Annotated in this window: 23 protein-coding genes; 16 read left to right on the forward strand and 7 right to left on the reverse strand. The window is 67.8% G+C overall.

Going from position 1 to position 24,524, the window contains the following annotated elements:
* Positions 1 to 52: 52 nt before the first annotated feature.
* Together EJ105_RS02130 and EJ105_RS02135 are read right to left on the reverse strand one after the other, a co-directional pair.
* A complete protein-coding gene (locus EJ105_RS02130) occupies positions 53 to 1,207 on the reverse strand; it encodes a DegT/DnrJ/EryC1/StrS family aminotransferase (protein WP_250165119.1) in 1,155 nt (384 codons plus the stop codon).
* 97 nt (positions 1,208 to 1,304) lie between these two features.
* A complete protein-coding gene (locus EJ105_RS02135; RefSeq protein ID WP_250165120.1) occupies positions 1,305 to 2,312 on the reverse strand; it encodes a Gfo/Idh/MocA family protein in 1,008 nt (335 codons plus the stop codon).
* Positions 2,313 to 2,531: 219 nt separating this feature from the next.
* Here EJ105_RS02135 and panD point away from each other — a divergent pair, with 219 nt between their 5' ends.
* Positions 2,532 to 2,981 carry an aspartate 1-decarboxylase gene (gene panD, locus EJ105_RS02140; protein WP_250165121.1) on the forward strand — a complete coding sequence of 150 codons (450 nt, stop codon included), beginning with the start codon at positions 2,532 to 2,534 and terminating at the stop codon, positions 2,979 to 2,981.
* Between the two features lie 65 nt (positions 2,982 to 3,046).
* Here panD and EJ105_RS02145 read toward each other — a convergent pair whose 3' ends face one another.
* On the reverse strand, positions 3,047 to 3,742 hold the full coding sequence (locus EJ105_RS02145; RefSeq protein WP_250165122.1) for an outer membrane protein: 696 nt from the start codon (positions 3,740 to 3,742) through the stop codon (positions 3,047 to 3,049).
* Between the two features lie 246 nt (positions 3,743 to 3,988).
* A complete protein-coding gene (locus tag EJ105_RS02150; RefSeq protein WP_029556890.1) occupies positions 3,989 to 4,594 on the reverse strand; it encodes an outer membrane protein in 606 nt (201 codons plus the stop codon).
* 280 nt (positions 4,595 to 4,874) lie between these two features.
* Here EJ105_RS02150 and uvrC point away from each other — a divergent pair, with 280 nt between their 5' ends.
* From uvrC to EJ105_RS02185, 7 genes are all read left to right on the forward strand, one after another.
* The gene (uvrC, locus tag EJ105_RS02155; RefSeq protein ID WP_250165123.1) at positions 4,875 to 7,154 is read left to right on the forward strand and encodes an excinuclease ABC subunit UvrC; all 2,280 of its coding nucleotides are present in this window, start codon (positions 4,875 to 4,877) and stop codon (positions 7,152 to 7,154) included.
* Between the two features lie 100 nt (positions 7,155 to 7,254).
* Entirely contained in the window at positions 7,255 to 7,896 is a 642-nt protein-coding gene (gene pgsA / locus EJ105_RS02160) for a CDP-diacylglycerol--glycerol-3-phosphate 3-phosphatidyltransferase (protein ID WP_029556892.1), read from the forward strand.
* Positions 7,893 to 8,144, forward strand: a complete 252-nt coding sequence (gene moaD, locus EJ105_RS02165; protein WP_029556893.1) for a molybdopterin converting factor subunit 1 — start codon at positions 7,893 to 7,895, stop codon at positions 8,142 to 8,144. The genes pgsA and moaD overlap by 4 nt, the downstream gene beginning before the upstream one ends.
* Before the next feature lie 5 nt (positions 8,145 to 8,149).
* On the forward strand, positions 8,150 to 8,620 hold the full coding sequence (locus tag EJ105_RS02170; RefSeq protein ID WP_250165124.1) for a molybdenum cofactor biosynthesis protein MoaE: 471 nt from the start codon (positions 8,150 to 8,152) through the stop codon (positions 8,618 to 8,620).
* Between the two features lie 145 nt (positions 8,621 to 8,765).
* A complete protein-coding gene (locus EJ105_RS02175; protein ID WP_029556895.1) occupies positions 8,766 to 9,533 on the forward strand; it encodes a glucose 1-dehydrogenase in 768 nt (255 codons plus the stop codon).
* Positions 9,534 to 9,639: 106 nt separating this feature from the next.
* Positions 9,640 to 10,353, forward strand: a complete 714-nt coding sequence (locus EJ105_RS02180; protein ID WP_029556896.1) for a CoA transferase subunit A — start codon at positions 9,640 to 9,642, stop codon at positions 10,351 to 10,353.
* Positions 10,353 to 10,997 (forward strand): CoA transferase subunit B, encoded by a 645-nt coding sequence (locus EJ105_RS02185; protein WP_029556897.1) that lies wholly within the window; start codon positions 10,353 to 10,355, stop codon positions 10,995 to 10,997. Before EJ105_RS02180 ends, EJ105_RS02185 begins: the two co-directional genes overlap by 1 nt.
* A gap of 55 nt (positions 10,998 to 11,052) precedes the next feature.
* Here the strand turns inward: EJ105_RS02185 and EJ105_RS02190 are convergent, their stop codons facing one another.
* Both EJ105_RS02190 and EJ105_RS02195 read right to left on the reverse strand, forming a co-directional pair.
* Complete coding sequence (locus EJ105_RS02190) at positions 11,053 to 11,898, reverse strand: ChbG/HpnK family deacetylase (protein ID WP_250165125.1); 846 nt, start codon at positions 11,896 to 11,898, stop codon at positions 11,053 to 11,055.
* Entirely contained in the window at positions 11,895 to 12,941 is a 1,047-nt protein-coding gene (locus EJ105_RS02195) for a glycosyltransferase family 2 protein (RefSeq protein ID WP_250165126.1), read from the reverse strand. Before EJ105_RS02195 ends, EJ105_RS02190 begins: the two co-directional genes overlap by 4 nt.
* Before the next feature lie 343 nt (positions 12,942 to 13,284).
* Between EJ105_RS02195 and EJ105_RS02200 the strand changes: the two genes are divergently transcribed.
* Entirely contained in the window at positions 13,285 to 14,115 is an 831-nt protein-coding gene (locus EJ105_RS02200) for a universal stress protein (protein WP_029556900.1), read from the forward strand.
* Positions 14,116 to 14,205: 90 nt separating this feature from the next.
* On the opposite strand, the gene EJ105_RS02205 is transcribed toward EJ105_RS02200, so the two are convergent.
* Positions 14,206 to 14,910: a DUF1013 domain-containing protein gene (locus EJ105_RS02205; protein WP_029556901.1), complete on the reverse strand. Its 705-nt coding sequence runs from the start codon at positions 14,908 to 14,910 to the stop codon at positions 14,206 to 14,208.
* A gap of 254 nt (positions 14,911 to 15,164) precedes the next feature.
* Here EJ105_RS02205 and ispH point away from each other — a divergent pair, with 254 nt between their 5' ends.
* The 7 genes from ispH to EJ105_RS02240 all read left to right on the forward strand — a co-directional run bounded on the left by ispH (position 15,165) and on the right by EJ105_RS02240 (position 24,485).
* Complete coding sequence (ispH, locus tag EJ105_RS02210; protein WP_250165127.1) at positions 15,165 to 16,166, forward strand: 4-hydroxy-3-methylbut-2-enyl diphosphate reductase; 1,002 nt, start codon at positions 15,165 to 15,167, stop codon at positions 16,164 to 16,166.
* A gap of 3 nt (positions 16,167 to 16,169) precedes the next feature.
* Positions 16,170 to 17,135: a homoserine kinase gene (gene thrB / locus EJ105_RS02215; RefSeq protein WP_024277297.1), complete on the forward strand. Its 966-nt coding sequence runs from the start codon at positions 16,170 to 16,172 to the stop codon at positions 17,133 to 17,135.
* Positions 17,132 to 17,587: a ribonuclease HI gene (rnhA, locus tag EJ105_RS02220; protein ID WP_029556903.1), complete on the forward strand. Its 456-nt coding sequence runs from the start codon at positions 17,132 to 17,134 to the stop codon at positions 17,585 to 17,587. The genes thrB and rnhA overlap by 4 nt, the downstream gene beginning before the upstream one ends.
* Positions 17,588 to 17,629: 42 nt before the next feature.
* A complete protein-coding gene (locus tag EJ105_RS02225; protein ID WP_250165128.1) occupies positions 17,630 to 18,223 on the forward strand; it encodes a Uma2 family endonuclease in 594 nt (197 codons plus the stop codon).
* A gap of 110 nt (positions 18,224 to 18,333) precedes the next feature.
* Complete coding sequence (gene murJ / locus EJ105_RS02230; RefSeq protein WP_250165129.1) at positions 18,334 to 19,893, forward strand: murein biosynthesis integral membrane protein MurJ; 1,560 nt, start codon at positions 18,334 to 18,336, stop codon at positions 19,891 to 19,893.
* Positions 19,894 to 20,066: 173 nt separating this feature from the next.
* The gene (locus tag EJ105_RS02235) at positions 20,067 to 21,293 is read left to right on the forward strand and encodes an efflux RND transporter periplasmic adaptor subunit (protein ID WP_250165130.1); all 1,227 of its coding nucleotides are present in this window, start codon (positions 20,067 to 20,069) and stop codon (positions 21,291 to 21,293) included.
* Positions 21,294 to 21,305: 12 nt separating this feature from the next.
* On the forward strand, positions 21,306 to 24,485 hold the full coding sequence (locus EJ105_RS02240) for an efflux RND transporter permease subunit (protein WP_024277302.1): 3,180 nt from the start codon (positions 21,306 to 21,308) through the stop codon (positions 24,483 to 24,485).
* The last annotated feature ends 39 nt before the right edge of the window (positions 24,486 to 24,524 follow it).

Genomic DNA, 24,524 nt, shown 5'->3' on the forward strand with positions numbered 1-24,524 from the left:
GGCCGCGGGAGATCGTCTCCCGCGGCCCTTTTTATGGGTCCGTCCTGCGTTTTCAGGCCGCCAGCGCCCGCTTCACCGCGTCGACGATGCGGTCCTGCGTCGCCTCGTCGAGATAGGCGTGCATGGGCAGGGAGATGACCTCCTCCGCCAGCGCCTCGCACACCGGCAGGATGGCGCCGGCGGAGGGGTAGTGGCGATAGGCCGGCTGGAGGTGCATGGGCAGGCGGTAGTAGACGGCGGTGGGCACGCCCTCGGCCTTCAGCTTCTCGGCGAGGCCGTCGCGCACGCCGGGGGCGAGCCTGATGGTGTACTGCGCCCACACCGACGTCGCCCGCGGATCGACCACCGGCACGCCGGCCACGTCCTTGAGGAGTTCATTGTAGCGCCGCGCCACCTTCTCGCGCGCCGCGATCTCCTCCTCGAAGATGGCGAGCTTTTCGAGCAGCACGGCGGCTTGGATGGTGTCGAGGCGCGCCGTCATGCCGATGCGCACGTTCTGGTACTTGTCGACGCCCTGGCCGTGCTCGCGCAGGCTCTTGAGGATGGTCACCAGTTCCTCGTTGTCGGTGAGGATCGCGCCGCCGTCGCCATAGGCGCCCAGCGGCTTGGCGGGGAAGAAGGAGGTGGCGGTGGCATCGCCGATGGAGCCGGTGCGCCGGTTGTTCCAGGTGCCGCCGAAGCCCTGCGCGGTGTCGCAGAGCACTTTCAGGCCGTACTTCTCGGCGATCGGCAGGATGGCGTCATAGTCCGCCGGCTGGCCGAACAGGTCCACCGGGATCACCACGCGCGGGTCGAGGCCCTGCTCGATGGCCACCTGGATCGCCCGCTCCAGGCTCTCCGGGTCCATGTTGAAGGTGTCTTCCTTCACGTCCACGAAGACAGGGGTGGCGCCCACCCACGGTACCACCTCGGCGGTGGCGCAGAAGGTGAAGGCCGGGCAGAACACGGCGTCGCCCGCCTTCACGCCCCAGGCCATCAGCAGCAGGGCCAGCGCATCCGTGCCGCTGGAGCAGGAGACGGCGTATTTCGCCCCGGCGAAGGCGGCGAGCTTCTGCTCGAATTCCGTCACTTCCGGGCCGTTGATGAAGCGGCAGGAGGCGAGCACCGCCTGCACCGCATCATCCACGCGCCGGCCGATGCGGGCGCGCTGGGCGGCAAGGTCGATGAAGGCGATGGGGGCGCTGGCGCCCGACGCGGGAGAGGTCATCTCTGGTCCGTTTCAGAAGGCCCGGTCGTCGGGCGTTTCGCAGGCGCGCACCCGCCCGCCGGCCAGGGGCCGGCGCGGCGCGCGTTCAGCAGCAGGCTCAGCCCACCGCGCGGCGCTTGGTGGCGGAGCCTCGCGACGAGGCAGCGGCACCGGGCAGGCACGCCATGGCGATCTCCAGGCTCGCCACGCCCTCCTCGCCGGTCACTTCCGGCGGACGGCCGGTGCGCACGGCGGAGAGGAAGTTCTCCAGCTCCGCGCGCAGCGGCTCGGCATAGGCCACCGGCAGGTGCCGGGTGGAATAGGAGCCGTCGGGGCGATAGTCGAAATGCTCGGTCACCTGACGGGTAAGCAGATCGCCGATGACGTATTTCTTGGAGGTGGCGACGTGGACCGTGCGCGCCTTGAAGGGCGTCAGCCAGTTGGTGTTGATATGCGCCAGCGCCCCGGTGGCGGTGCGGAACTGGAGCAAAGCGATGTCCTCGCGCTCGGCGATGGCGGCGCGGGTCTGCGGCTGCACTTCCAGGATGTCCGAGCCGGTGAACCAGCGGATCAGGTCGATGTCGTGCACCGCGAGGTCGATCACCACGCCCACATTGGACATGCGCGGCGGGAAGGGGCCGACGCGGGTGATGGCGATGGAGAGCAGGTTCTCGTCGCGGATGGCGTCCTTGATGGCGCGCACCGCCGGGTTGAACCGCTCCACGTGGCCGATCATCAGGGTGACGCCCTTGTCGTGGGCGGCGGCCACGATCTCGCGGCCTTCCTCGGTGGTGGACGCGACGGGCTTCTCCACCAGCACCGAGCAGCCGGCGGCGATCACGTCGAGGGCAATGGAGTGGTGCAGGTGGGTGGGCGCTGCCACCACGACGGCGTCGAGGCCGAGGGCGAGGAGTTCGCGGTGGTCGCCCACCGCCTTGCAGCCGAGAAAATTGGCGACCCGCTGGGCCTGTGCCTGGTCGGGATCCGCCACCGCCACCAGTTCCGCGCCGGGGAGTTCGGCCAGCACGCGGGCGTGATTCGATCCCATGATGCCGATGCCCGTGACGCCGATGCGTACCGGACGGTTCGAGGCGCGCTCCTGATCGGGCGCTGCCGGATGAGCCATTTCAGCCCTCTTCTGCCGTTCAACGATTGCGCGCTCTAGCACGATCATAGTTGAGAAGGCGAGGCAGTGGGTCAAATCCGGCCCCTGGCCCCGTTCAAGAATTGCATCCCCGTGTTACCGCGCGGTCCGGCGCCGGGGGATGGCCGTGTCCTATTCCCTCCGGCGATGGGCCGGCCTATCACCCGCCGGGACCAGACTGCGGGAGGAGGGGACAGGGGCATGCGCAAGATCGTCGCTGGCAAGCTGCACGGACTGACCGTGACCGGGGCCGACCTCAATTATCACGGCTCCATCACGCTCGATCCCGAGCATTGCGAGGAAGCCGGCATCCTGCCGCTGGAATTCGTGGAGATCTGGAACCGCAATTCCGGCGCCCGCATCTCCACTTACGTCATCCTCGGCGAGCGCGGATCACGCTGCTGCATCCTCAATGGCGCGGCGGCGCGTACCTGCCAGCCGGGCGACGAGGTCATCATCTGCAATTCGGTCTATGTGCCGGAAGGGGAGATCGTGGCGCTGCGGCCGAAGGTACTGACCTTCGACAGGGAGAACCGCATCACCGGCCGGCTCACCTACGAGGTCACCCGCGACAGCGCGGGCGCCTACCGATTCGCGGTCCGCGACGAACGCGGCTGCGAGAAGAAGGTGCCGCTGCGGACGGATGTCTGAATGGACCGCCCAAAGCAAAAGGCCCCCGGCGATGCCGGGGGCCCAATGCAAGGGGGTGCTTCGGATCAGAACTTGTAGTTCACACCGAGGCGGGCGGTCTGGATGTTGCTGCCGACGGACAGCTGATCGCCGTTGACGTAGTTGGTCTTGCTGTTGTCGAAGCCGAGGTACAGGTACTCGGCCTTGATCGTCCAGTTGTTGGTGATGGCGTACTCGACGCCGGCGCCGGCGGTCCAGCCCCACTTCAGGTTGCTGTCGGAGAAGCCGAAGGGGTCGGTGTACTTGGTGTTGGCATAGGCCGCGCCGCCGGTGATGTACGGCAGGAAGCGGTCCATCGCGTAGCCGAGGCGGGCGCGGATGGTGCCGAAGTAGTCAACCTTCTGGTCGATCACGCCGCCGCCGAGCGGGCCGCCGAACAGCACGCCGCTGGTGTTGATGTCGGCCCAGTTGAAGTCCGTCTCGACGCCGAGCACGACGTTGTTGGCGAACTGGTAGTTGTAGCCGAGCTGCAGACCGCCGGTGAAGCCGTTGGAGGTGCCGGGGCTGTAGCTGTAGGTGGGCGAAGCGAAGGGGGTGTAGTCGTAGGTGTTGTCAGCCCAGCCCCAGCCCACGTTGCCGCCGATGTAGAAGCCGGTCCAGGAGAAGACCTGCACGGGGATCGGGGCGGCCTTCACCGGATAGCGGGTGGCCAGGTCGGCCGCAGAGGCGGTGCCGGCGAGGAGAACCAGGGCGGTGGCGCCCAGAAGTGCACGCTTCAACATGAGTATCTACCTTTGTGGTTTCGCCGGCTGCTCCCTGAGGAGGTCGCCGTCGGGTGGTTCTTTCTTACAGCTCCTGACCGGTGCCGTCTGTAGCGATCGGGCCACACCCGAAAAATCAAACCGGGCAGAGATGTGGCCTTTTCCTAACTTTCTTTAATCTCCGCGACACATTGGCGCGTAAACGCGGCAGATTTGGGATTGTTCCCATGTTTTGCCGCATTTCTTTTCGTTGCGTTACGTCTCTCCTCAGAATCGATAATTCACACCGGCTCTAAGAATATTTGCGTCGAAGCCAGTAGTGACCGGACCGACTGCAGTGGGGAACGTGGCGCTCCCCAAGTCTACATAAAGGTATTCAAGCTTTGCGGACCAGTTTCGGTCAAATCCTACCTCCGCACCAAGACCCAACGTCCAGCCGGTCTGGGTCGAGGAGGAGGTCAGGCTGAAGAAATTCGCGCTGCCCTGCCCATAAGCGAAGCCGCCGGTGCCATAGATGAGCACGCGGTCGAACGAATAGCCGAGGCGGGCGCGCACGGTGCCGAGATTGTTGAGGCTGTAAGCGCCGGCCGACATGCCCGCGAAGTCGAAATCCGTCTCGATGCCGAGCACGAAGGGGCTGCCGAACTGGAAATTGTAGCCGGCCTGGAAGCCGCCGAGGAAGCCGCTGGGGCTGCTGAACGACGAGGAGCCCCAGCCGTAGCCGGCGTTGGCGCCCAGATAGAAGCCGGTCCATGTGAAGGCTGCCACCGGCTGCACGTAAGGCGCGGGATAGCCAAGGTCGGCCGCCTCAACCGGCGCGGCGAGAGCGAAGCCCGCCAGCGCAGCGGCGGAAGCAAGCAGACGGATACGCATGGATCATCCTCCGAGAGGGGGCGGCCGGTTGGCATCCGGCCTTCCGCGCACCCTCGCAGGTGAAACTTGCCTATTTCTCTGCGGTTGCTGTCGTTCGCGCACATGGTTGATGACGTAGTAACTATCTATGACTTTGCGTTGAATGTGGATTTTTGGCCTTGTGCGGAGCTGGCGCGCGGCCCGGCAAAAGAAGCGAATGCCGCTATGGTTGACGCCCGGTGAAAATGAGCGGCCGGGTGCGCCGTTCCCTCCGGGCGCCGGGCGCATTACATACGCATCCATGACCCGCCGCCGACCTGCCGACCCGCCCGAGATTGCCCTTGCCCGCGCCGATGGCGACGCGCCGGGCGAAGCCTTGCCGCCGGGAGTGGGTGAGGGGACGGTGGAAGAGACGGAAGAGGCCGTGCTTCTCGAGCTCGAGCCCGCGGACGAGACCCTGCCGGGCGAGGAAAGCCTGGCCACCGGCCGCGCCGCCATCATCCGCGCGGTGAAGCACGCGCCCAACGGGCCGGGCGTCTACCGCATGATCGCGGCGGACGGCACCGTGCTCTATGTGGGCAAGGCCAAGAGCATCAAGAAGCGCGTGCTCAGCTATACGCGCCCCGTGGGCCACACCAACCGCATCGCCCGCATGATCGCCGGGACGGCGCAGATGGAGTTCGTCTCCACCCGCACCGAGCCCGAGGCGCTGCTGCTGGAGGCGAACCTCATCAAGCAGCTGAAGCCGCGCTTCAACGTGCTGTTGAGGGATGACAAGTCCTTCCCCTACATCCTCATCACCGCCGATCACGCCTCGCCGCAGATCGCCAAGCATCGCGGCGCGCGCAACCGGCCGGGGGACTATTACGGCCCGTTCGCCAGCGTCTGGGCGGTGGACCGCACCATCAACGCGCTGGAGCGGGCCTTTTTGCTGCGCTCGTGCTCCGACAGCTATTACGAGAATCGCACGCGGCCCTGCCTTCTCTTCCAGATCAAGCGCTGCGCCGGCCCCTGCACCGGCGAGGTGAGCCATCAGGACTATGCCGAGCTGGTGCGCGAGGCCCGCGCCTTCCTCTCCGGCCGCTCGCGCGCCATCAAGGAGGAACTGGCGAAGGAGATGGAGCAGGCGGCCGAGGAACTGGAATTCGAGCGCGCCGCGCGCCTGCGGGATCGTCTTGCCGCGCTCTCCGCCGTGCAGGGGTCGCAGGGCATCAATCCGCGCGGGGTGGAGGAGGCGGACGTGTTCGCCTGCCACCAGCAGGGCGGCGCCACCTGCGTGGAGGTGTTCTTCTTCCGCACCGGCCAGAATTGGGGCAACCGCGCCTATTATCCCCGCGCCGACCGCTCGCTCACCGAAGCCGAGGTGCTCGGCGCCTTCCTTGCCCAGTTCTACGAGGACAAGCCCTGTCCGCGCCTTCTCCTGCTGTCCCACAAGGTGGAGGAGCAGGAGCTTCTGGTCGAGGCCTTGTCCGAGAAGGCCGGCTACAAGGTCGAGATCGCCGTGCCCCAGCGCGGGGAGAAGCGCGACCTCGTGGACCACGCCTTGCAAAACGCGCGCGAGGCGCTGGCCCGCACGCTCGCCGAAAGCGCGACGCAGGCGAAGCTGCTGGAAGGCGTCGCCGCCACTTTCGGCCTCAAGGCGCCGCCCCAACGCATCGAGGTCTACGACAATTCCCACATCATGGGCACCAATGCGGTGGGCGGCATGATCGTGGCCGGCCCGGAGGGGTTCCGGAAGTCGCAATACCGCAAGTTCAACATCAAGTCGGCCGATCTCGTGCCCGGCGACGACTTCGGCATGATGCGCGAGGTGCTGACGCGCCGTTTCGCCCGCCTGCTGAAGGAGGCGCCGCGGGAGGTGGCGCCGGTTCCCGAGGCCGCGCCCCCTTCACCCCCGCATTCTCCCGCAAGGGGAGAGGGAGCCCCCGTTGTGCTGGGCGGGGACGCCGAGGGCCGTCCGGCGCCGATTGAGGCCGCCGCAGGGACCGACAAATCGGCCGGCCCCCCTCTCCCCTTGCGGGAGAGGGGTGGGGTGAGGGGGGAAGACCCCTCCGCCACAACACCGGCCGAGCTCGAGATGGAAGACGAGCCCGACGCCCTGCCGGACGCCACCGGCGCCTCGCCGTGGCCCGACCTCGTGCTGATTGACGGCGGCCTCGGCCAGCTCAATGCCGCGCGGAAGGTTCTGGAGGAACTGGGCATCACCGACGTGCCGCTCGTGGGCATCGCCAAGGGGCTGGACCGCGAGGCGGGGCGCGAGCAGTTCTTCCTGCCCGGCCGCACGCCGTTCCGCATGGAGCCGCGCGATCCGGTGCTCTATTATATCCAGCGGCTGCGGGACGAGGCGCACCGCTTCGCCATCGGCTCGCACCGGGCGCGGCGCAAGAAGGACATCACGGAAGCCGGGCTTCAGGCCATTCCGGGGGTGGGGCCGACACGCAAGCGCGCCCTGCTGCGCCATTTCGGCACGCTGAAGGCCATCGAGCGCGCCTCGCTGGCCGATCTGGAGCAGGTGGCGGGCATCAATGCCGGTACGGCCAAGGCGGTGTATGATTATTTCCACGAGCGGCCTTCATCATGAAAAGCCCTCAAGGCTTTCGCCGGCCGCCCGCCCGGCCTAAATAGGAACGACGGCCGGCGCGATGGCCACCATCGCGGCCGTGCTTTCTGAAGTGGTGCCCATGTCCGACGCAGCGACACGATCCGATGCCCCGCCCGCGACCGAGCGGCGTTCCCGCGGGCATGCCCTGTCGCTGCCGAACATCCTCACCTATTCGCGCTGCGTGGCGGTGCCGCTGGTGGCCGCGAGCCTGTTCTGGTCGGACATCCTGGCCGGCGGCGTGTGGCTGCGCTGGGTCGCCTTGTTCATCTATGTGGCGGCAGCCATCACCGACTTCTTCGACGGCTACCTCGCCCGCGCCTGGTCCCAGCAATCGGCCATCGGGCGGATGCTCGATCCCATCGCCGACAAGCTGCTCGTCTCCACCTGCCTGCTGATGCTGGCGTCGGATGGCACCATCCGCGGCTGGTCGCTCTGGGCGGCCATTGTCATCCTGTGCCGGGAGATCCTCGTCTCCGGCCTGCGCGAGTTCCTGGCCGAGCTTCGGGTGTCGGTCCCGGTCTCCCGCCTCGCCAAGTGGAAGACGACCCTGCAACTCGTCGCCGTGGGCGTGCTCATCACCGGCACGGCCGGCGAGGCTGTTCTGCCGGGCGTTATGCTCGTCGGCCTGACGCTGCTGTGGATCTCGGCCGTGCTCACGCTCTACACCGGCTATGATTATTTCCGCGCCGGCGCCCGCCATCTGGTGGAGGACGAGCGGTGAAGGTGCTCTATTTCGCCTGGCTGCGCGAGCGCGTCGGCCTTGCGGAGGAGGAGGTTGCCCCTCCTGCCGAGGTTGTGACCGTCGCCGACCTCGCCCGCTGGCTGGCATCGCAGGACGAGGCCCACGCGCACGCCTTCGACAACCCCGCCGTGGTGCGCGCCGCCATCGACCGCCGCCATGTGAAGCCGGATTCCGCCATCTCCGGCGCGCGGGAAGTGGCGTTCTTTCCGCCCATGACCGGGGGCTGAGGCTCATGTTCGCCGTCCGCATCCAGCGCGAGCCGTTCGACGCCGTGGCGGAAAGCGCCGCGCTCGCCGTCGGACGCACGGATGTGGGTGCCATCGTGACCTTCACCGGCCTCTGCCGCGCCGATGCCGGCCCGGATGGCGCAGGTCTCGCCGCGCTAACGCTGGAGCATTATCCCGGCATGGCGGAAGAGGAGATCGAGCGCCACGTGGAGGAAGCCCGCCACCGCTGGCCGCTCACCGGCGCCATCGTGGTCCATCGGCACGGGCGTCTGGAGCCGGGCGACCCCATCGTGTTCGTCGCCACCGCCTCGTCCCACCGCGCCGCCGCCTTCGCCGCCGCCGAATTCCTGATGGACTGGCTGAAGACCAGCGCCCCCTTCTGGAAGAAGGAGGAGCCGATCAGTGCCGCCCGTTCCGGGGGGTGGGTCGAGGCCAAGGCCAGCGACGACGCGGCCGCGGACCGCTGGCGGGAGTAGGTCCCGCCGCCCTCTCTCGCACACGTTCTGCACTGCGACACTTGCGCCGCAGCACGGGCCGCGTCTATGAAAACGGACGCTCGCTTTTCAAGAACCGGCAAACGGTCGCTGCGCAGGTGAGAGAAACGCTACCGGGAAGAATTTCATGGATTTCCGCGTCTCGTTGGACGGGCGCTCCGCGTTGGTGACGGGGGCGTCCGGTGGTCTTGGAGCGTATTTTGCGGGCCGGCTTGCGGCCTCTGGCGCCAAGGTCGCGCTCGCGGCGCGCCGGGCCGAGGCCTGTGCCGCCCTCGCCGATGAGATCAAGGCTGCCGGCGGCACGGCCATCGCCGTCGCCCTGGACGTGACCGATCCGGCGTCCGCCGCCGCGGCGGTTGCCGCAACCGTCGAGGCTTTCGGGGGGCTCGACATCCTCGTGAACAACGCCGGCGTCACCGGCACCACGCCGCTGATGGATGAGACGGCCGAGGATTTCGGCCGCATCATCGACACCAACCTCAAGGGCTCCTTCCTCGTCGCCCAGGCGGCGGCACGGGCCATGGCCAAGGCGAAGACCGGCGGCTCCATCATCAATGTCGCCTCCATCCTCGGGCTGCGCGTCGCCGGGCAGGTGGCCGCCTATGCCGCGTCCAAGGCGGCGCTGGTGCAGCTTACGAAGTCCATGGCGCTGGAGTGGGCGCGCCACTCCATCCGCGCCAACGCCCTGTGTCCGGGCTATGTGGAGACCGACCTCAACCGCGACTTCTTCGCCACCGAGGCGGGGCAGGCGCTGGTGCGGCGCATCCCCACCCGGCGGCTCGGCGCCCTCGCCGATCTGGAGGGCCCGCTCCTGTTCCTGAGTTCCGATGCCTCCGCCTACGTGACGGGCACGACGCTGGCGGTCGATGGCGGCCACCTGGTGTCTTCGCTCTGATTCCGCAGGTGCTCATGATTGCGCAGCGGACCCGCTTCCGCTTCGCCCCATGTCCCAATAAGTTCATCTCGGTGCCAGCGCCCCAGGGAGCGCCCAGGAGGAAGTGATGCGACACAAGGTGTATCCGGACGCGAAGAGTGCCCTTGAGGGCATCGTTTCCGACGGCATGACGATCATGGCGGGCGGCTTCGGCCTGTGCGGCATCGCCGAAAACCTGATCGCGGCCATCCGCGACCTCGGGCCCAAGCACCTGACCGTGGTGTCCAACAATTGCGGCGTGGACGATTTCGGCCTCGGCATCCTGCTCGCCAACGGCCAGATCAAGAAGATGATCTCGTCCTACGTGGGTGAGAACAAGCTGTTCGAGCAGCTCTATCTCGCCGGCGACCTCGAGCTGGAATTCAACCCGCAGGGCACGCTGGCCGAGCGCATCCGCGCCGGCGGCGCCGGTATCGCCGGCTTCTACACCAAGACCGGCTACGGCACGATCATCGCCGAGGGCAAGCCGACCCGCGAGTTCAACGGCCAGCATTACGTGCTCGAGACCGGCCTCGTCGCAGACCTCTCCATCATCAAGGCGTGGAAGGCCGACAAGGAAGGCAACCTGATCTACCGGAAGACCGCGCGGAACTTCAATCCGATGATGGCCACCGCCGGCAAGATCACCGTGGTCGAGGTGGAGGAACTGGTGGAGGTCGGCGAGCTCGATCCCGAGAACATCCACACCCCCGGCATCTATGTGGACCGCATCGTGGTCGAGGTCGGCGCCGAGAAGCGCATCGAGAAGGTGACCACCCGCAAGCGCGAAGAGGTGAAGTGATGGCCTGGACCCGTGAGCAGATGGCGGCCCGCGCCGCCCAGCAGATCCGCGACGGCTTCTACGTGAACCTCGGCATCGGCATCCCCACCCTGGTCGCCAACGCCCTGCCGCCCGGCATGACCGTGAGCTTCCAGAGCGAGAACGGCATGCTCGGCATCGGCCCCTTCCCCTATGAGGGCGAGGAGGATCCCGACCTCATCAACGCCGGCAAGCAGACCGTGACCGAGGTGCCCGACACCTCCTATTTCTCCAGCGCCGATTCGTTCGCCATGATCCGCGGCGGGCACATGGACCTCTCCATCCTCGGCTCCATGCAGGTGTCCGAGGAAGGCGACATCGCCAACTGGATGGTGCCCGGCAAGATGGTGAAGGGCATGGGCGGCGCCATGGACCTCGTGGCCGGCGCCAAGGAAGTCATCGTGCTCATGGAGCATGTGGAGAAGTCCGGCGCGCCCAAGCTGGTGACGCGCTGCACGCTGCCCCTCACGGGCACCCACGTGACCGACTTCGTGATCACCGACCTCGCGGTGTTCGAGTTCACCAAGCGCGGCGGCACGCTGGTGCTCAAGGAACTGGCGCCGGGCGTGACCCTCGACGAGGTGAAGGCCAAGACCGAGGCGAAGTTCGAGGTCGGCCTCGCCTGATCGCTGTGCGCAAAAGCCGGTTCGGAAAGGCGCCCCTCGCGGGCGCCTTTTTCGTTCAGGCGGCTTTTCGAGTGGCAAGGTCCGGCAAGGCGAGGCTCACGTCGGCGCCGTCAAGGATGTCGCGCCATTGCGGCCCGCGCAGCACGCCGTATTCCACTTCCCGCTGATGGGTGAGGGGATCGCGGGCGACGAGCGGGTCATCCACCCGGCCGGGATGCACCATCACCAGTCCGCCATCCGGCACGCCGGCGAGGAAATGGCCGAGCAGCGTCGCGAAATCATGGTCGCCGGAAAAGTCGTAGGCGCCGCCGAAGCCGCGGTTGGTGGCAAGCCCCGCCCGCGCCGCATCGCGGGCGAAGCCGGTGGAGAAGGCGCCGATCAGCCGGCCCTTGAGGTCGAGGCCGTTGAGGGCGCCGCGCGCCGGGGTCACATCCCGCAGGAAGGCGCGGGGGGCATGGCGGGCGGTGGCGGCGATCACCGCCGTGCGGATCACCGGCAGCACATGGACGTGCTGGTGGCCGTCCACATGGTCGGGCGGGCGGCCGAAGGCGTCGTGGAAGGCGGCGAACTGCGCCTCCACCTCCGCCGCGACGGCCTTCGCGTCGAGCCGGCGCGACAGGGCCGAGAGCAGCAGGCGGGGCAAGGCGGGGAGGGAGCCTGACGGCTCGGCCATGCCGGGCGTCAGCGGCGCGAAGGCTCCGGTGAGGGTGACATGCAGGCCGATGCTGGCGCCAGTGTCGGCCGCCGCATCGTCCAGCGCCCGCGCGGCGGGACCGAGACCGTCGAACACGGTCATCACCGAGGTGGCGTTGATGCGCCGGTCGGCGATCAGCGCCGCGATGGCCTCGGATACGCCGGGAGAGATGGCGTAGTCGTCGGCGCAGAGGATGACGCGCTTCACTGGTCGCCCCGCGAGGCGAGCACCGCCGGATGGGAGATCACCTGGGCGTGTCCGTGCGCTTGGCCGTGCGCCGGCACGTTCAGTTCCGCCTCGGGCGCCCGGTTGAAGACGTGGTCGGCCACGTAATAGACCGGCCGCGCCTTGATCTCCGACAGGATGCGGGCGATGTACTCGCCCATCAGCCCCATCACCAGCAATTGCGTGCCCCCGATCACCATCAGGCCCACGACGATGGAGGGATAGCCGGGCAGGGGGATGCCCCAGACGAGGCGCTCCACCACGATCCAGCTGCCATAGAGCAATGCAAGGCCCGCGAGCGAGGCGCCGAACAAGGCGGCCAGCCGGAGCGGGGCCGGCGAAAAGGAGGTCAGCGCCTCCATGGACAGGCCGAGCAGCCGCAGGAAGTTGAACGAGGTGGAGCCGTGGGCGCGGGGCGCCGGGCGATAGGGCACGGCCACCTGCCGGAAGCCGATCCAGCTCGTCAGGCCCTTGAAGAAGCGGTTGCGCTCGGGCATCCGCCGCAGGGCCGCAGCAGCGCGCGGCGAGAGGATGCGGAAATCGGCCGCGTCCTCTGGAATGCGGGCGGTGGCCCCGAAATTCAGCAGCTTGTAGAAGGTGCGCACGAAAATGCGCCGGCTCGCCGCCTCGTCGGACCGATCGGCCTTCACCGCATAGGCCACGTCCCAGCCCTCGTCCTTCCACAGGCCGATGAAGGTCGGGATCATCTCGGGCGGGTGCTGGCCGTCGCCGTCCATGAACATCACCGCATCGCCGCGGGCATGGTCGTGGCCCGCCATGAGGGCGGCTTCCTTGCCGTAGTTGCGGCTCAGCGCCACCACCTGCACGTCCGCCCGATCCGCCGGGAGGGAGGCCGCCACGGCCGCGGAGCCGTCGCGGCTGCCGTCGTCCACATAGACGATCTCCACCCGCATCCCGCGCCGCGCCGCCTCAGCCGAGGCGATGGCCGTCACGCGATCGTGGAAACCGGGAAGGCCGGCGGCCTCGTTGTATAGCGGTATGACGATGCTTAAGTCTGGTGTCATGATACTACCGTCGATCCCGCGCCGGGGATGGAGACCGCATCTAGCCGGGGCTGCGGACAATTGCGCATAATTTTTTTGGAATGCATGGAACCCAACGGCGGAACCAGCGTTTTCAAGTCAGCGCGATCATCCCCCCCAATTGATCGTGCCATTGGCGCGGCCGCCTTCCCCCAGGGCGGCCGCGTCGTCATTTCAGGGGGGTGTTCGGCTGTTCCGGTCATTTTCCGCCGCATGCGTGCGACCCCGAAGACCGGAGCCGATTGCTCCACATCAAGACCCGAGACTTTGGGCGAGTTTAGGGTAAGGTCGCGTCGTTCAAACGGCCGAACGGGGGCCTTCCCATATGATTCGCGACATTCTGGTCAATCTCGCCCAAGGGGTCGAGACGGACGTCGCCTGCGACTACGCGGCGAGCCTTGCCGCCAGCTTCGGTGCCCATCTTACGGGCCTGTCGGTGGCGTATGAGATCGACGTTCCGCCCTTCTACATGGGCGCCCTGCCGACCGACTTCATCGATGCCCAGGTGCTGGAGAATCAGGCCGCCGCCGAAAAGGCCGCCGCCCGCTTCTCCGCCTCTGCCGCGGCCGCGGGGCTGTCGCACGAGGTGCGCAGCCTCTCCGCCTCGCTCGGCGTCGCGGCCAACAGCTTCGCCGAGCTGGCGCGGCTGTATGACCTCACGGTCGTCGCCCAGCCCGATCCGGACCGGCCCGGACCGGAGGAAGTGATTTCCGAGACGGTGCTGATGGAGTCCGGCCGCGCGGTTCTCATCGTGCCCTACGTGCAGACCAAGCCCTTCACCGCCGAGCGAGCCGTGGTGGCCTGGGACGGCAGCCGGCCGGCCGCGCGTGCCCTCGCCGAAGCGCTGCCTCTGCTGCACCGGACCAAGGTGGTGGAGATCTTCCGGGTCGTCACCCACGCGGACGACGATGACACCGCCGGCGTCGAGGTGGCGCGCCATCTGTCGCGCCATGGCCTTTCCGCCACCGTGCGCAAGCTGCCGGTGGGCTCGGGCGAGTCCGTGGCCTCGGCCATCCTCAACGAGGTTTCCGATCAGGGCGCCGACCTCGTGGTGATGGGCGGCTACAATCATTCGCGCCTGCGCGAGATGATCGTCGGCGGCGTGACCCGGGAAATCCTCAACACCATGACCGTGCCGGTGCTGATGGCCCACTGAGGGCGCTCCAGCCCGGACGGTCCTGAAACAAAAATGCCCCGGCCATGGCCGGGGCATTTTCATTTGCAGCAATGGGCCGGCGACCGGAGGTCAGTCCTCGTCGTCCTCGGCCTCGTTCTTCTTCGAGCCGCCGAGCTTGGCGAACACGGTCTCGAGGTCGAGGCTCGTGCGGCCCTTCGGCGGCTCGTCCTCGTGCTCGTCGTGACCGGTGGTGACGTCCGCCGGCAGCAGGGTGGCGCCGCGGTCCTCATGGCCGGCGGTGGCCGGACGGTCCTTGGCGGCGCGCTGCACTTCCAGGTCGAGGTCGATCTGGCTGCACAGGCCGAGCGTCACCGGGTCCATGGGGGAAAGCTGGGGCGAGTTCCAGTGCGTGCGGTCGCGGATGGACTGGATTGTCGACTTGGTGGTGCCGACGAGGCGGATGATCTGCGCGTCCTTCAGCTCGGCATGGTTGCGCAGCAGCCAGAGGATGGCGTTGGGCCGGTCGTGGCGGCGCGACACCGGGGTGTAGCGCGGACCGCGGCGCTTCTTCTGCTCGGGCAGGCGCACCTTGGGGTCCAGCAGGCGCAGGCGGCGGTTGGCGTCCTTCTCGGCGAGGGTGATCTCGTCGCGGGAGAGCTGGCCGGTGGAGATGGGGTCGAGCCCCTTGATTCCCTGCGCCACCTCGCCGTCGGCGATGCCCTTCACCTCAAGCGGGTGCAGCTTGCAGAAGTCGCCGATCTGCTCGAAGGAGAGCGCCGTATTGTCCACGAGCCAGACGGCTGTGGCCTTGGGCATCAAAGGTACGTTCGACATGACGGCCTCTTCGGCTTGTTGGTCTATCGGGCCCGTCGGGGTGAGACGCGCCGGTCATGAAAAGAATGGGTCGGGCATATGCGTCTTCGCCTGGCCACCCCACCTTTCGGGGCGGACCGCGGAATGCATCGCATATGTCCGGGATGGCACCAACATAAGCGGGCCGGGCACAAGTTGCAATTCCCGCAGCGCCGTCGGCCCCGAAATCGCCGCTGAAGCTTGACACCGGCCCAAGGAGGTCGCCAATTCGCGCCATGTCCGACACTCCGATCGTGCCCGACCGTGCCGCGCCCGCCGAAAGGCCCGCGCTGAAAATCCTGCTCGCGGCGCCGCGCGGCTTCTGCGCCGGCGTCGTGCGCGCCATCGATGCCGTGGAGCAGGCGCTCAAGCTCTACGGCGCGCCGGTCTATGTGCGGCACGAGATCGTGCACAACAAGTATGTGGTGGAAGACCTGAAGCGGAAGGGCGCCATCTTCGTCGAGGAGCTGGATGAGGTGCCGGATACCACTGCGCCAGTCATCTTCTCGGCCCATGGCGTGCCGAAGTCGGTGCCGGAGGCGGCCGCCGGCCGCAACCTCTTCGCCATCGACGCCACCTGTCCGCTCGTCACCAAGGTGCATCGCGAGGCGCAGGTCCATTTCAAGCGTGGCCGGCACATCCTCCTCATCGGCCACAAGGGCCATCCCGAGGTGGTCGGAACCATCGGCCAGCTGCCGGACGGCGCCTTCACCCTGATCGAGACGGCCGAGGAGGCCGAGCGGGTATCGCCACCGGATGCCGATAACCTCGCCTATGTGACGCAGACCACCCTGTCGCTCGACGACACGGCGGAGATGGTGGCCATCCTGCGGCGGCGCTTCCCCAAGCTCTCCGAGCCGCACAAGGAAGACATCTGCTACGCCACCACCAACCGGCAGGAGGCCGTGAAGGCCATCGCGCCGAAGGTGGACGCGCTGATCGTGGTGGGTGCACCCAATTCCTCCAATTCCCAGCGTCTGCGCGAGGCGGCGGAGCGGGCGGGCTGCCCGCGTGCCGCTCTGGTGCAGCGGGCGTCGGACATCGACTGGTCGGTGTTCTCAGGGCTTTCCAGCCTTGGCGTCACCGCAGGGGCCTCGGCCCCGGAAGTGCTGGTGGAGGAGATCATCGACGCCTTCGCCGCGCGCTACGACGTGCGCGTGGAGACCGTGACCTCCACCGAAGAGGACGTGTTTTTCCCCTTGCCGCGCGTGCTGCGGCCGGATGCGGCGGCGGAGTAGAGCGTGGCGGTCTATACGGATGTGGCGCCGGCCGAGCTCGAGGCTTTCCTCTCGGGCTACGACATCGGCTCCCTCACTTCCTTCCACGGCATCGCCGAAGGGGTGGAAAACTCCAACTTCCTGGTCCAGACGACGACCGGCAGCTTCATCCTCACCCTCTACGAGAAGCGGGTGAAGCGGGAAGATTTGCCGTTCTTCGTCGGCCTCATGCAGCACCTCGCCGCGCGGGGGCTCTCCTGCCCCGAGCCGGTGGCGGCACGCTCCGGCGCCATCCTCGCGGAAGTGGCGGGGCGGCCGGCGGCGATGGTCACGTTCCTGCCGGGCGTTTCGGTGCGCAGGCCCACGGCCCACCATTGCGCCGAGCTTGGGCGGGGCCTCGCCCAGCTGCATCTCGCCGGAGCGGATTTTGCGCTGAAGCGGACCAATGCGCTCTCCGTCGCCGGCTGGCGGCCGCTGTTCGAGGCGGCCGGCGCCGCGGCCGACACGGTGGCTCCGGGCCTGTCCGATGCGGTCGCGGCCGAGCTTGCCGTGCTGGAGGCGAACTGGCCGCAGGACCTGCCCTCGGGCGTGATCCATGCCGATCTCTTCCCCGACAACGCCTTCTTCCTCGACGACCAGCTCTCGGGGATCATCGACTTCTATTTCGCCTGCACGGACTTCCTCGCCTACGACGTCGCTATCTGTCTGAACGCCTGGTGCTTCGAGGCGGACGGGGCCTACAACGTCACCAAGGGGCGGGCGTTGCTGGCGGGCTATGAGGCCGTGCGGCCCCTCTCGGAGGGCGAAAAGGCGGCCCTGCCGCGCCTTGCGCGCGGTGCGGCGCTGCGGTTCCTGCTGACGCGCCTTGTGGACTGGCTGAACGTGCCGGAGGGGGCGCTGGTGCGGCCCAAGGACCCGCTGGAATATCTGAAGAAGCTGCGCTTTCACCAGGCGGTGGAGCGGGCGCAGGATTATGGTCTCGCCGCATGAAGTCCGTGGAGATCTTCACCGACGGGGCCTGCTCCGGCAATCCCGGCCCCGGCGGCTGGGGCGCGCTGCTCCGCTTCGGCGCCCACGAGAAGCCGCTCTGCGGCGGCGAGGGGCTGACCACCAACAACCGCATGGAGCTGATGGGCGCCATTTCCGCCCTTGAGGCGCTGAAGGAGCCGTGCACCGTCGATCTGCACACGGACAGCGAATATCTGAAGAACGGCGTCACCAAGTGGATGCACGGCTGGAAGCGCAACGGCTGGCGCACCGCCGACAAGAAGCCGGTGAAAAACCAGGACCTGTGGGAGCGCCTCGACGAGGCGCTCAAGCGCCACGAGATCCGCTGGCACTGGGTGAAGGGCCACGCCGGCCACGCCGAGAACGAGCGCGCCGATGAACTTGCCCGTGAGGGCATGGCCCCGTTCAAGCTGAAGGCCCGCCTCGGCGGGTGAGGGGCGGGCGCTTTCGTGCTAGGCTTGGCGCGGGAGCTTCTCATGTCGAACCGAGCCCGCGCCTTCCCGCCCATGAGCATCGCCGAATTCTTCGCCTATCGCGGCGAGGAGGGCGTGCGCTACGAACTGGTGGACGGGATTCTGGTGCGCGCGATGACGGGGGCGAGCCAGCGGCACGACCTCGTGCTGGTCAACATCCTCGCAACGTTGCATGCGAAATTGAGGGGCTCGCCCTGCCGCGCCTCCACCGATGACCTCGCCGTCGTGGTGCCCAATGGGAATGTGCGGCGGCCGGACGTCAGCGTCAGCTGTGGAAAGCTGGATGATCGTTCACAGCAACTCGCCGACCCTCGCTTGGTGGTGGAAGTGCTCTCCCCCTCCACGCGCGGCATCGACCTCGTGCGCAAGCTCGAGGAATACAAATCTGTTCCCGGCCTCTCCTACATCCTGCTCGTGGAGCCGGACGTGCCCCACGCTTTGCTCTGGCGGCGCGGAGCCGCAGGCTGGGAGCTTGAGGAGGTCCAGGGGCTCGACGGCGGCTTCGACCTGCCGGACATCGAGGCGGGCCTCTCCATGGCTGAGCTTTACGACCGGCTCACCTTTCCGGCCGGAGGCGAGGCGAAGGCGGACGGCTGAGGCTTTCCTTGCCGCGCTGGGGCGCGGCGGCGGTGTAAGGCTTTCCTTGCCGCGCGCGGGCCATTAGGGTCCGGCCACCCTTTCGCCAGACCGCCGGCCGCCCGCATCCCATGTTCCGCAACATCCTCTCCGTCGGCGGCCTGACGCTGCTCTCCCGCCTCGCCGGCTTCATCCGTGACGTGGTGATGGCGGCGGTGCTCGGCGCCGGGCCGGTGGCCGACGCCTTTCTCATCGCCTTCCGCCTGCCGAACCATTTCCGCGCGATCTTCGCCGAGGGGGCCTTCAACGCCGCCTTCGTGCCCACCTATGCCCGGCTCCGGGAGCAGGACGGGGTGCCGGTGGCGCGCGGGTTCGCCGATGAAATCCTCACCGCCATGACGCTGGTGCACATCGTGCTGCTGGCGCTGGCGCTGGGCTTCACGCCGCAATTCGTCTCGCTTCTGGCACCGGGCCTCGCGGAGGACGGCCAACGTTTCGACCTCGCGGTCACGCTCACCCGCATCACCTTTCCCTATCTGGCGCTCATCTCCATCGCGACGCTGGTGACGGGCGCGCTCAATGCCTCCGACCGCTTCGCCGTGGCGGCCGCCGCTCCCATCCTGCTCAACGTGTGCATGGTGAGCACCCTGCTCTGCGCCGCGCTGTTCCCCACGGCCGGCCATGCGGCGGCGTGGGGCGTGCTGATTTCGGGTGTGGCGCAGCTGTTCGTCGTCGGTGTGGATGCGGAGCGGCACGGCATCGGGCTGCGCTTCGCCAAGCCGAAGCTCGATCCGGGCACGCGGCAGTTCCTCAAGGCGCTGGGGCCGGCCATCATCGGCTCGGCCGGGGTGCAGATCGCCCTCTTCGCCGACACCATCATCGCCACCTTCCTGCCGGTGGGCGCGCTCTCGGCGCTCTATTATGCGGACCGGATCAACCAGCTGCCCATCGGCGTGGTCGGCATCGCCGTCGGCACCGTATTGCTGCCGGAAATGTCCCGGCGCCTCGCGGCGAAGGACGATGCCGGGGCGGCCCATGCCCAGGCGCGCTCCATCGAGCTGGCGGCGCTTTTGGCCATCCCCTTTGTCGCCGCCGCGCTTCTCGTGCCGGATCTGACCATGCGGGCGCTGTTCGCCCGCGGCGCCTTCACTGCGGCGGATGCGGCCGATGCCGCGGCCACCTTGCGGGCCTATGGCGTCGGCCTTCTCGCCTTCGTGGTGGTGCGCGCCTTCATCGCCCCGTTCAACGCCCGCGGCGACACCAAGACGCCGATGATCGCTTCCCTCAGCGCGGTGACGCTCAATGTGGCGCTCAAGTTCGCGCTCATGGGCAGCTTCGCCCAGGTGGGCCTCGCCTTCGCCACGGCGGTGGGCGGCTGGATCAATGTGGGCCTGCTCGTGCTGTTCGCCGTGCGGCGGGGCTATCCGGTGGGCGATGCGGCCCTCGGCGGGCATCTGGTTCGGCTCGTGGGCCTGCTCGTGGTGGTGGGCGCCGCGCTCGTCGGGGCGCAGGCCGCGGCATCGGCGATCCTTCCCATCGGCATGGGCGCTCGCGACGAGCTGATGCTGGCGCTGGTGGTGCTGGGGGGAGGCGCCGCCTACCTCGCCGGGCTGTGGCTGCTGCTGGGCAGGGGCTTCATCGCCGGCGTGATCGGACGGCGGGCACCTCCGCCCCTGCCGCCCGTGGTCTGAAGCCCGGAAGCGCTCCAAAATCGACGTTCGGGAAATCTGCCCTTTTGCATCGCACCCGCGCTGTGCTATCGATCCGCCGATTTTCCGGTCTCGGCTCATCGGTTGCGGGAGGTGCCGAACCTTCTCCGAAAAGAACAAGTGCGGACACCCGTCCGTCCAGGAGCCGGATGCCCATGTCGCCTGCCCCGCGTCTTGCCCTCCCCAGCCATCTCGTTTCGGCCGCTGCGGCCGTTCCGGTGCTCGCACTTGCGCTGGCGCTCGCCGGCTGCGGCCAGCCTACCGCGCAGCAGCAGGGTGCGCCCCCGCCGCCCCAGGTGACGGTGGCTTCCCCGACGTCCGCGAACGTCACCGACACCGATGAATATGTCGGCCGCTTCGTCGCCATCGATGAAGTGAACGTGCGCGCCCGCGTCTCCGGCTATCTGGACAAGATCGGCTTCACCGACGGCCAGATGGTGAAGGAGGGCGACGTGCTCTTCACCATCGACCAGCGCCCGTTCAAGATCGCGGTGGATCAGGCCCAGGCCAATCTCGCCCAGGCCAAGGCGAACCTCGACTTCACCAAGGCGGACCTCGAGCGCGCCCGCACGCTGCTGGAGGACAAGACCTCCAACGCCATTTCCAAGCAGGCCTTCGACCAGCGCACCCAGGCCGAGCGCACCGCCGCCGCCATCGTGCAGTCGCAGGAAGCGCAGGTGCGCTCCGCCCAGCTCGATCTCGGCTTCACCGAGGTGAAGGCGCCGGTGTCGGGCCAGATCGGCGACCGCCGGGTGTCGGTCGGCAACTATGTCACCGGCGGCACGGGCGCCACGCCCACGCTTCTGGCCGTGATCGTCTCCACCGATCCGATCCGCTTCGAGTTCACCATCGACGAGGCTTCGCTGCTGCGCCTGACCCGCCGCAAGGGCGGTACCGACTTCAAGGGCGAGCCCGTCTTCCTCAAGCTGATCGACGACAAGGACTTCGTCCACAAGGGCAAGCTCGACTTCCTCAACAACGTCGTCGACCGCGAGACCGGTACCATCCGGGGCCGCGCCGTGTTCGACAACAAGGATGGCCTGTTCCGCCCCGGCATGTTCGCGCGCCTCAGGCTCCAGTCCTCGGACCCTTATCAGGCGCTGGTGGTGCCGGATGTGGCCATCGGCACCGAGCAGGTGAAGAAGTTCGTATACGTGGTCGGCACCGAGAACAAGGTCAGCCAGAAGTTCGTCACCCTCGGTCCGCTCCAGGGCGACATGCGGGTGATCCGCGAGGGCCTTTCCCCGGACGACAAGGTGGTGGTGAATGGCCTGATGCGCGTGCGGCCCGGCGTGACGGTTACGCCGCAGGTTGCCGGTGCTGCGCCGGCGGCCGGGGCCCCGGGCGCGCCTGCCGGTTCCTCCTCCGCCGCCTCCAAGTGAGGAGGCGGAACCATGCGCTTTTCCCACTTCTTCATTGACCGCCCCATCTTCGCCTCGGTGGTGTCGGTGGTGGTCATCATCCTCGGCGCGGTTTCCTACCTGCGCCTGCCGGTGGCCCAGTATCCGGACATTGCCCCGCCCGTCATCACGGTGACGGGCCAGTATCCCGGCGCCTCGGCCGAGATCGTCGCGGAGACCGTGGTCGCGCCCATCGAGCAGCAGATCAACGGTGTCGAGAAGATGATCTACCTGTCGTCGAACTCGACGGCGGACGGTCGCTTCTCCATCTCCGTCACCTTCGACATCGGCACCAATCTCGACATCGCCCAGGTGCAGGTGCAGAACCGCGTCGCCATCGCCGCCCCGCGCCTGCCGGCCGAGGTGCAGCAGGTGGGCGTGGTGACGGCGAAGGCCTCGCCCGACCTCCTGCTGGTGGTCAGCCTCTATTCGCCGGATGGCTCGCGCGATCCGCTGTTCATCTCGAACTTCGCCAATATCGAGGTGAAGGACGTGCTGTCGCGCATCGACGGCGTCGGCTCCATCACCGTGTTCGGCTCGCGCGAATATGCGATGCAGATCTGGCTCGATCCCGATCGCCTGTCCGCGCTGAACCTCACCACCACCGACGTGGTGCAGGCGCTGAAGGCGCAGAACGTCCAGGTGGCCTCAGGCATCCTGAACCAGCCGCCGGTGCCGAACCAGCGGGCGTTCCAGATCGCCGTGCGGACCCTCGGCCGACTGACCGACCCGCAGGCGTTCGCCGACATCGTCATCAAGCAGACCGATCAGGCGCTGGTGCGGCTGAAGGATGTGGGCCGGGTCGAGATCGCGGCGCAGGACTATGCGTCCACGTCGTTCCTCGACAAGGACATCTCCATTAACCTCGGCATCTTCCAGCGGCCGGGCTCGAACGCGCTCGCCACCGGCAATGCGGTGGTGGCGGAGATGGCCCGCATCGGCAAGAGCTTTCCGGCCGGCCTGAAGTACGCGATCTATTACAACCCCACCGAGTTCATCCAGCAGTCGGTGGATGCCGTGGTGCACACCATCGGCGAGGCCATCGTGCTGGTGGTGCTGGTGGTGATCCTGTTCCTGCAGACGTGGCGGGCGGCGATCATCCCCATCCTCGCCATCCCGATCTCGCTCATCGGCACCTTCTTCGTCATGGCCCTGTTCGGCTTCTCGCTGAACAACCTGTCGCTGTTCGGACTGGTGCTCGCCATCGGCATCGTGGTGGATGACGCCATCGTCGTGGTGGAGAACGTGGAGCGCAACATCGAGGCGGGACTCTCCCCGCGCGATGCCGCCTACAAGACCATGGACGAGGTGGGCGGGGCGCTGGTCGCCATCTCCCTCGTGCTGTCGTCGGTGTTCGTGCCCACCGCCTTCATCACCGGCATCTCGGGCGAGTTCTACCGGCAGTTCGCGCTGACCATCGCCGGCTCGACGCTGATCTCGCTGCTCGTGTCGCTGACGCTCTCGCCGGCCATGTGCGCGCTGCTGCTGAAGCCGCACCGCTCCAAGCACGAGAAGCCAGCCTGGTATGCCCGGCCCATCGTCGGCTTCTTCGGCCTGTTCAATCGCGGCTTCGAGAAGGTCGGCAACGGCTATGCCTGGATGACGGCCCGCCTCGTGCGGTTCGTCGCCCTCGTGCTCATCGTCTATGCCGGCATCGTCGGCTTCGGTGGCTGGCTGTTCGCGACCACGCCGCAGGGCTTCATCCCGCAGCAGGACCGCGGCTATCTCATCGTCGTCGCCCAGTTGCCGCCCGGCGCCTCCATGCAGCGCACGGAAGATGTGATGAAGCGCGCCGGCAACCTCGTGCTCGGCACGCCCGGCGTCGGCCACATCGTCAACATCGCCGGCTTTTCCGGCGCCACCTTCACCAATGCGCCCAACGCCGGCGCCATGTTCGTGATCCTCGATCCGTTCACCTCGCGCGCGGGGCACCCCGAGCAGACAGCGGCAGCCATCCAGAAGGTGCTGTTCGGCAAGGTGGCGTCCATCCAGGAAGCGCAGATGATCGTGGTGCAGCCGCCGCCCGTGCAGGGCATCGGCAATGCCGGCGGCTTCCGCATGATGCTGGAGGACCGCTCCGGCGCCGGCCTCCTCGCCTTGCGCAATGCCACCTATGCCATGATGGGCGCGGCGGCGCAGACGCCGGGGCTGATGCAGGTCTACTCTTTGTTCGAGACCTCGACGCCGCAGCTCTTCCTCGACATCGACCGGCAGAAGGCCCAGCTGCTGAAGATCAACATCGCCGACGTGTTCTCGGCGCTCCAGACCTATATCGGCTCGTCCTACGTCAACGACTTCAACCTGTTCGGCCGCACCTTCCGGGTGCAGGTGCAGGCCGATGCGCCGTTCCGACTCGATCCCAAGGACGTGCTCTCCATCCGGGTGCGCGCCGCCAACGGGGAGACCGTGCCGCTCGGCTCCTTCACCACCGTGCGCGACATTTCCGGCCCCTACCGCGTGCCGCGCTACAATCTCTACCCCACTGCCGAGCTCGACGGCTCCCCGGCCCCCGGCTACTCGCAGGGGCAGGCCATCCAGATCATGCAGGAGCTGGCCGCCAAGGTGCTGCCGCAGGGCTTCTCCTATGAGTGGACGGCGCTTGCGTACCAGCAGCAGCGGGCCGGAAACACGGCCATCTTCGCCTTTGCTCTCGGCGTGGTGTTCGTGTTCCTGGTGCTGGCGGCGCAGTATGAGAGCCTGACACTGCCTCTGGCGGTCATCCTCATCGTGCCCATGTGCCTTGTCGCGGCGCTGATCGGCGTGATCCTGAGGGGGCAGGACAACAACATCCTGACCCAGGTGGGCTTCATCGTGCTCATCGGCCTCGCGGCGAAGAACGCGATCCTCATCGTGGAATTCGCCAAGCAATTGCAGGATCAGGGACACGGCCGGCGCGAGGCGGCGGTGGAGGCGGCACGGCTGCGTCTGCGCCCCATCATCATGACCTCGCTCGCCTTCATCCTCGGCGTCGTGCCGCTGGTGTGGGCCACCGGCGCGGGCGCGGAGCTGCGGCAGGCGCTGGGCACGGCGGTGTTCTCGGGCATGATCGGCGTGACGCTGTTCGGCCTCGTCTTCACCCCGGTGTTCTACGTCTTCGCCCAGTGGATCGCGTCCCTCGGCCGCCGCCGCGAGGCGGAAGCGCCGCCGCCGTCCCATCCCGCTCCGGCGGAGTGAGTGCAGGACACAAAAGAAAACGGGCGGCCCTGGGCCGCC

This window comes from Xanthobacter aminoxidans, assembly GCF_023571765.1.
GTDB classification, from domain to species: Bacteria; Pseudomonadota; Alphaproteobacteria; order Rhizobiales; family Xanthobacteraceae; genus Xanthobacter; species Xanthobacter aminoxidans.